Raw genomic sequence first — 7,526 nt, 5'->3', positions numbered from 1 at the left:
GGAATACACCCCGCGCACCGGCACGGCGCTGCACGACTTCGGCGTGCTCGATCTGCTCGCCGCCTACGCCGCCGGCACCACCACGCCCACCGCGGTGCTTGCCGCGCTGCGCGCCCGCTGGGCCGACCCGGCGCTCGTGGGCGGGGCGATCCTCGCCGTCGTCGACGGCGCCGACGAGGCCGCCGCCGACTCCGACCGCCGCTGGCGCGACGGCACCGCCCGCCCGCTCGAGGGCGTCTTCTTCGGCGTCAAGGACATCGTCGACGTCGCCGGCGCGCCCGTCACCGCGGGCTCGCACACGACCGGCGACCGCATCGCCGGCACCGACGCGACGGCCGTCGCCCGGCTGCGGGCCGCCGGCGCCATCCCCGTCCTGATCACCGCGACCACCGAATTCGCCTGCGGCGCGCCGCACAACGCCCGCTACGGCGCCGTCACCAACCCGTGGGACCGCAGCCGCTGGACCGGCGGGTCGTCCACCGGCTCGGCCGGCGCCCTCGCCGCGCGCCTCGTCCCGCTCGCGCTCGGCACCGACACCGGCGGCTCGATCCGCGTGCCCAGCGCCCTGTGCAACCTCACCGGCATCAAGCCCACCTACGGCCTCGTCCCGCGCACCGGTGTCGCGTCGCTGTCGTGGACCCTCGACCACGTCGGGCCGATGGCGCGCTCCGCCGCCGACCTGCGTGTCATCCTCGACGTCCTCGCCGGACCCGACGGCCTCGATCCCACCGCGGCCCCGGATGCGGTGGCGCGACAGGTGCAGGCCGGCCTCGCCGACCCCGGCGCGTCCGGTGCGCCGTCGCTGGCCGGGGTGCGGCTCGGCGTCCCCACCACGTGGTTCACCGAGCTGTGCGACGCGGGCGTGCTGGCGGCATGGGATACGGCCGTCGCCGCGCTGCGGGGCCTGGGCGCCGAGGTGGTGCCCGTCCACATCCCCGACGCCCACCGCCTCCACGACGACGTCACCATCGTGCTCACCTGCGAGCTCGCCGCCAACCAGGAGGGCGCGCTGGGGCGGTTCGCGCAGTACGACATCGGCACCCAGGTACGCATCGCGCGCGGGCTGGTGCCGTCGGCGGTGGACTACCTGCGTTCGCTGCGGCGCCGTGCCGACGCCCAGCGTGCGACGGTGCAGGTGTTCGACGCCGCCGGGATCGACGCGTTCGTCACGCCGGGCATCGGGGCGACGGCTGCGCGGTTGTCGGATGTCACCGTCGAGATCGACGGCGTGCGCCACCCGATGCAGTCGATCGTGGGCCGCAACACCGGCCTGTTCGACTACCTCGGCCTGCCCGCGGTGATGGCCCCGGCCGGTTTCGTCGGCGGGCTGCCCGTCGGCGTGCAGATCGTGGGCCGGCCGTGGGCCGACGACACGTGCCTGCGCCTGGCGCAGGTGCTGCAGACCGTCACCGACGTCCACGAGCGTCGCGCCGATGGATAGCGTTGCCGCCCGGCATCATCCGCATCCGTGGCGGGTGTTCGCGGCCACCAGTATCGGCGTGGTCGCGGTGTTCCTCAGCATCAGTGGCCTCACCGTCGCGCTGCCCACCGTCACCCGCGAGCTGGGTGCCTCGGCGGCGCAGTCGACGTGGATCCTGTTGGGCTACATGCTCGTCACCACCGCGCTGATCCTCGTGTTCGGCCGGCTCGCCGACATCGTCGGCCGTCGCCCGTTGTATCTGGCGGGGCTGGCGGTGTTCACGGTCGCGACCGGGCTGTGCATGCTCGCGCCGTCCGCCGGGTGGCTGATCGCGGCGCGGGTGCTGCAGGGCGTCGGGGCGGCGGCCGTCGTCACCAACAACACGGCGCTGCTCACCGACACGTTCCCGCCGCACAGCCTGGGCCGCGCCCTCGGCTGGAACGCGACCGTCGCGGCCGTCGCGCAGGTCGTCGGGCCGGTGATCGGCGGTGCCGCGACGGCCGCGTTCGGCTGGCGCGGGCTGTTCGTCGTCGTGCTGCCGGTGGGGGTGCTCGCGATCGCGTCGTCGCTGCTGGTAATCCCGCGCGGGGCTCGCCGTCGCGTCGAGCGTGAGCCGTTCGACCTGGCCGGCGCGGTGCTGTCGACCGCGTTGCTGACCGCCGTGGTGCTGGCGCTGACGCCGGGGGTGACGTCGTCGCGGTGGTTGCCGTGGGCGTGCGGCGCGGCGAGCCTCGTGCTCGGCGCGGTGTTCGCGGCGGTGCAGACCCGTCGCGCCCACCCGCTGGTGGATCTGACGCTGTTCCGCAACCGCGGCATCGCGCTCGTCCTCGTCGCGGTGCTCGTCAACGCCGTCGCCACCTACGCGGTGACGCTGCTCGTGTCGCTGTACGGGCAGGCGGTGGGCGGGATCTCGGCCGTCGCGGCCGGGCTGCTGGTGATGCCCGTCGCGGTGGGCACCGTCGTCGCGGCCGCCGCCGCGGGCTCGCTCATGCTGCGCTTCACCGCGCGCGCGCTGACCGCAACGGGCATGGCGCTCAACGCCGTCGGGCTGCTCGGCGTCACGCTGATGTTCTCGCCGGACGGCGGCTCGCTGGGGGCGATGGCGCCGTTCCTGTTCGTCCTCGGCTGCGGCACCGGCCTGTTCATGACGCCGAGCACCAGCGCGCTGATGCTCACCGCCCCCGCGGAACGTCGCGGGATCGCCAACGGGCTGCGCTCGACGCTGCAGAACGTCGGCTACCTGCTCAGCACCGCGCTGGCGCTGGCCGTCGCGACCGTCGGGCTCAGCGCCACCGCGCGGCAGGCCGCGTACGGCGGCACCCTCGGCACGCTCGGCAGCGCCGAACTCGCGCGGTTCGTCGACAACGTCCGCGCAGTGGGACTCGCGCTCACCGTCGTCGCCGCCGCGGGTGTCGCGGTGTGCCTGGCCTTCCCGCGCCGGGACGTCGCCGTGCCCGCCGCCGTGCGTCCCCTCGAACCCGTCACGACCCTGAAGGAATCCGCATGACCCTCGCCGACCGCACCGCCCAGGCGGCCGACTACGCCCGCGCCGGCTTCGGGCGGGAACTCGAGCCCGGCACCCGCCCGGCCCTGATCGTCGTCGACCCGGCCCGCGCCTACATCGACCCGGACTGCCCGCTCTACGCCGGGGTGGAGGAGAACATCGCGGCGATGCGCACGCTGCTCACCGACGCCCGCGCCGCCGGCATCCCCGTCGTGATCACCGAGGTCCGGCTGCGCGCCGACGGCGCCGACGCCGGGGTGTTCTTCAAGAAGTCGGGCACGCTCGTCGCGTTCTGCGAGGGCAGCCCGTACGGGGAACTCATCGACGGCCTCGAGCCGACGTGCGCCGAGCTGCTCGTGACGAAGAAGTACGCGAGCGCGTTCTTCGGCACGTCGCTGAATTCGTACCTGACGTCGCTCGGGGTGGACACCGTCCTTATCGCGGGCCTGTCCACGAGCGGCTGCGTGCGCGCGACGACGCTCGACGCGATGCAGCACGGCTACATCCCGATCGTCGTGGAAGACGCCGTGGGCGATCGGGATCCGGCCATCCACCACTCGAACCTGTTCGACATGCAGCAGAAGATGGCCGAAGTCTGGCCGCTGTCGCGCGCCCAGGGGTACTTGAGCGGTGTGTCCTTCGGGCTGCCTGAGCAGCCCAAAGGACACACCGGCGGCGAAGCCGCCTGCAGTTAACACGAACGAACCAACGGTGTTGCCGGTCGCAACACGGCACCCGATACATTCGAAGTCATCGACCGCATCGGCCGGCTCCGCAACGTCGCGCCCCCCGCCTCTCGTCGAATCTCGCCTCTCGTCGAACCTCCTCCTCCCCCTCCAGGAGAATTCATGCGCCCCACCCTTCCCGGCCGCGCCGCGATCGCCGCGCTCACCCTCACGGCCGCCCTCGGTCTCGCCGCATGCAGCAGTTCCGGCTCCGGCGGCGGCGACGTCTCCGATGCCGACGTCGCCGCCGGCATCGAGTACGCCCGCGCCCAGCTCGCGAAGTACGCGGCCGACCCGGAGTTCACCCTCGAGGCCGAGCCCTTCCCGATGCGGAACATCGCCGGCAAGACGATCTTCGCGATCCCCACCAACAGCGAGAACCCCTACAACGTCGCCGTCGACGAGGAATCGAAGAAGGTCGCCGAACGCTACGGCGCCACCTGGATCGAATACACCAACCAGGGTCAGCCCGCCCAGTGGGCCACCGGCGTCGAACAGGCCGTCAACCAGCGGGTCGACCTGATCATCCTCTCTCAGGGCATCGACGCCTCCCTCATCAAACCCGCCCTCGAAAAGGCAGACGCGGCAAACATTCCCGTCCTGCTCACCCACACCATCCTGCGCGGCGAGTCGCTGCCCGCCGGCCTCGAGGGCCTCGTCGACGCCACCACCGACGCCCCGCTCGCCGAGGCCAACCGCCTCACCGTCGACTGGATGATCGATCGGACCGACGGCGAGGGCAACGCCCTGATCATCACCTCCAACGAGGTCCCGCCCGCCAAGGCCGAGGTCGCGGCGATGGAGGACGAGATCGCGCAGTACTGCCCCCGGTGCGAATACAAGATCGTCAACGTGCCCGTCGCCGAGTGGGCCACCAAAATCCAGTCCGAGGTGCAGTCCGCCCTCTCCGCCGACCCCACCATCAACTTCGTCCTGCCCATCTACGATTCGATGTCGCTCTACGCCCAGTCCGGCATCAAGGCCGCCGGCAAGACCGGCCAGGTCGAGATCTCCTCCGTCAACGGCACCCCCGCCGTGCTGAAGATCCAGCAGGACGACGGCATCGTCACCATGAACGTCGGCGAATCCATCCCGTGGCTCGCCTGGGCCACCATGGACCAGGCCGGCCGCCTGCTCCTCGGCTACGACCCCGTCCCGAACGGCGCGCAGCAGACCCCGCTCAAGCTCATCACCGCCGACAACATCGACGAGACCGGCACCCCGCCGCAGCCCGACAAGGGCTACGGCACCGCCTACGTCACCGGCTACGAGGCCTTGTGGGGGTCCAGTGAGCAGCCCTGATCCCATCGTCAACATCGTCGGCCTGTCCAAGACCTTCGGCAGCCACACCGTCCTGAAGGACGTCGGCCTGACGATCCACGCCGGCGAGGTGCACGGCCTGCTCGGTGAGAACGGCTCCGGCAAGTCCACCCTCATCAAGGTCCTCGCCGGGTTCCACGCCCCCGACCCCGGCGCAGCCCTGCAGGTCCGCGGCCGCGACGTGGCCCTGCCCGTCCCGGCCGGCGGCTTCCGCGAACTCGGCATCAGCTTCGTCCACCAGGACCTCGCCCTCGTGCCCGACCTGTCGGTGGTGGAGAACCTGCGCATCGGGCCCGTCGTCGCCGGCTCGCGGCCGTGGATCTCCTGGCGGCGCGAGAAGTCCACCGCCCGAGCGCTGTTCGACCGCTTCGGCCTGGACGTCGACCCCGACGCGCCGGTGTCGAGCCTCGGCGAGACCGACCGCGCGCTCGTCGCGATCCTGCGGGCCGTGGAGGAACTCGGCGACCGCCGCACCCTCCTCGTCCTCGACGAGCCGACCGTGTTCCTGCCCCGCGAGGGCACCGACCTGCTGTTCTCCGTCGTCCGCGAGATCGTCGCCGACAAGAAGGCCGCGGTCCTGTTCGTCTCCCACGACCTCGACGAGGTGCTCGACCACACCGACCGCGTCACCGTCCTGCGCGACGGCGTCTCCCAGGGCACCCACCGCACCCGCGACCTCACCGCCGCCAGGCTCATCGACCTCATCGTCGGCCGCAGCCTCGACTCCGCCGACCCCCGCGTCGCCGGGCCCGTCCGCGACTTCGACGACGCGCCCCCGCTCGCCCGGATCGAGGAACTCGAGACCGCGACCGTCGACGGGATCGGCTTCGACGTGCGCCCCGGCGAGATCGTCGGGCTCACCGGCATCGCCGGCTCCGGCTACGACGACGTGCTGCCCGCCGTCTATGGGGCCCGCCCGGCCCGCGGGGGACGGTTGACGATCGGCACCGACACCGTTGTGCTGCAGACGATCACGCCGATCGACGCGCTCGACCGCCGGGTCGTGTACGTGCCGCCGGACCGCAAGGTGGAGGGCAGCGCACCCGAGCTGACCGTCGCCGAGAACGTCACCCTGCCGATCCTCGGCGCGGGCTGGGTGAAACCGGGCGCGCTCAGGGCCGTCGCCGCCTCCCTCGCCGACCGCTGCGACGTGCGGCCCCGCGACCCCCAGGCCGTCTACGGCTCCCTCTCCGGCGGCAACCAGCAGAAGGCCCTGCTCGGCAAGTGGCTTCAGACCGACCCGGCGCTGGTGCTGCTTGCCGAACCCACCCAGGGCGTGGACATCGGTGCCCGCGCCCGCATCTTCGAGATGCTCCGCGAGACCGCGCGCGGGGGAGCGGGCATCGTCGTCGCCAGCTCCGACTACGAGCAGCTGTCGGTGCTGTGCGACCGCGTCCTCGTCTTCTCCCGCGGCCACGTCGTCGCCGAACTCACCGGCGACCACCTTTCCAAGCACCACATCTCGGACAGCGTCCTCGGCCTGACCCGACAGGAAGTGAAAGCCTGATGTCCGTCACCCTCGACAAGACCACCACCACGAAAACCCCCGCCCCTGTGGCCGAGTCCGCCCGCCCGCGCGTCGCGCTCGGCCCGCTGGTCGAGAAGTACGCGCTCGTGCTGGCCCTCGTCGCCGTCGTGCTCGTCTTCAGCGCGCTGCGCCCCGAGATCTACCCGACCGCGAACAACCTGCAGAACATCCTCGGCTCCCAGGCCGTGCTGCTCATCCTCGCCCTCGGGCTGATCGTGCCGCTCACCGCCGGCGAGTTCGACCTCTCGGCCGTGTCCACCATGTCCCTCGCCGCGATGACCATCGCGGTGCTCAACGTCCAGCAGGGCTGGTCGCTGCTGCCGGCCATCGCCGTCGCCGTGCTCGTCGCGCTGTTCGTCGGCGTCGTCAACGCCGTGCTCGTCGTCCGGCTGCACATCGACTCGTTCATCGCGACCCTCGGCAGCGGCACCGTCGTCCTCGGCGTGGTGCAGTGGATCTCCGACTCCACCTCGGTCACCGGCATCGACGCCGCGCTCGTCGACGCGACCATCGGCACCCGCGTGTTCGGGGTGTCGCTGCAGTTCTACTACGCCCTCGCTCTCGTCCTGCTCACCGCGGTGATCTTCCAGTACACGCCGATCGGGCGGCGGCTGCTGTTCGTCGGGCGCGGACCGCAGGTCGCCCGGCTGAGCGGCCTGCACGTCGACCGCATCCGCGGCGGCGCGCTCGTCACCTCCGCGCTGGTCGCGGCCCTGGCCGGCATCGTCTACGCCGGCATGCTCGGCGGCGCCGACCCGTCGTCCGGGCAGTCGTTCATGCTGCCGGCGTTCGCCGCCGCGTTCCTCGGCGCCACCGCGATCGTGCCCGGCCGCTTCAACGCCTTCGGCACCCTCGTCGCGGTGTACTTCCTCGTCGCCGGGGTCGTCGGCCTGCAGATGCTCGGCGTCGCCAGCTTCGTCCAGCAACTGTTCTACGGCGGCGCCCTCGTCGTCGCCGTCGCCCTCTCCGGTGCGGTCCGTCGCCGCACCGCCTCCCGATCCGCGCGCTGAGCGCCCGACCGAAGGACAC

6 protein-coding genes are annotated in these 7,526 nt (G+C 72.2%); all 6 read left to right on the top strand.

The window, feature by feature from the left end:
* Positions 1-1,441 (top strand): amidase (locus tag G6038_RS23115; protein WP_165040081.1); only part of this gene is annotated, 1,441 nt, incomplete at its 5' end.
* The gene (locus G6038_RS23110) at positions 1,434-2,927 is read left to right on the top strand and encodes an MFS transporter (protein ID WP_165040079.1); all 1,494 of its coding nucleotides are present in this window, start codon (positions 1,434-1,436) and stop codon (positions 2,925-2,927) included. The genes G6038_RS23115 and G6038_RS23110, both read left to right, overlap by 8 nt.
* Positions 2,924-3,619, top strand: coding sequence for an isochorismatase family protein (locus G6038_RS23105; RefSeq protein ID WP_165040077.1), 696 nt, complete (start codon positions 2,924-2,926; stop codon positions 3,617-3,619). Before G6038_RS23110 ends, G6038_RS23105 begins: the two co-directional genes overlap by 4 nt.
* 153 nt (positions 3,620-3,772) lie before the next feature.
* A complete protein-coding gene (locus G6038_RS23100) occupies positions 3,773-4,951 on the top strand; it encodes a sugar ABC transporter substrate-binding protein (protein WP_165040076.1) in 1,179 nt (392 codons plus the stop codon).
* Complete coding sequence (locus G6038_RS23095) at positions 4,938-6,476, top strand: sugar ABC transporter ATP-binding protein (protein ID WP_165040075.1); 1,539 nt, start codon at positions 4,938-4,940, stop codon at positions 6,474-6,476. Before G6038_RS23100 ends, G6038_RS23095 begins: the two co-directional genes overlap by 14 nt.
* Positions 6,476-7,507 carry an ABC transporter permease gene (locus G6038_RS23090; RefSeq protein WP_165040074.1) on the top strand — a complete coding sequence of 344 codons (1,032 nt, stop codon included), beginning with the start codon at positions 6,476-6,478 and terminating at the stop codon, positions 7,505-7,507. The genes G6038_RS23095 and G6038_RS23090 overlap by 1 nt, the downstream gene beginning before the upstream one ends.
* The last annotated feature ends 19 nt before the right edge of the window (positions 7,508-7,526 follow it).

Origin of the sequence: Rhodococcus sp. 14C212 (assembly GCF_011058195.1) — a bacterium.
Taxonomy (GTDB): domain Bacteria; phylum Actinomycetota; class Actinomycetes; order Mycobacteriales; family Mycobacteriaceae; genus Rhodococcus; species Rhodococcus aetherivorans.
This window is presented reverse-complemented; position numbering and strand designations above follow the sequence as displayed.

What these genes read in the sequence shown, in the direction of transcription:
- G6038_RS23100 (WP_165040076.1), top strand. Translation starts at nt 3,773, where the DNA reads ATGCGCCCCACCCTTCCCGGCCGCGCCGCGATCGCCGCGCTCACCCTC.
- G6038_RS23090 (WP_165040074.1), top strand. Translation starts at nt 6,476, where the DNA reads ATGTCCGTCACCCTCGACAAGACCACCACCACGAAAACCCCCGCCCCT.
- G6038_RS23105 (WP_165040077.1), top strand. Translation starts at nt 2,924, where the DNA reads ATGACCCTCGCCGACCGCACCGCCCAGGCGGCCGACTACGCCCGCGCC.
- G6038_RS23110 (WP_165040079.1), top strand. Translation starts at nt 1,434, where the DNA reads ATGGATAGCGTTGCCGCCCGGCATCATCCGCATCCGTGGCGGGTGTTC.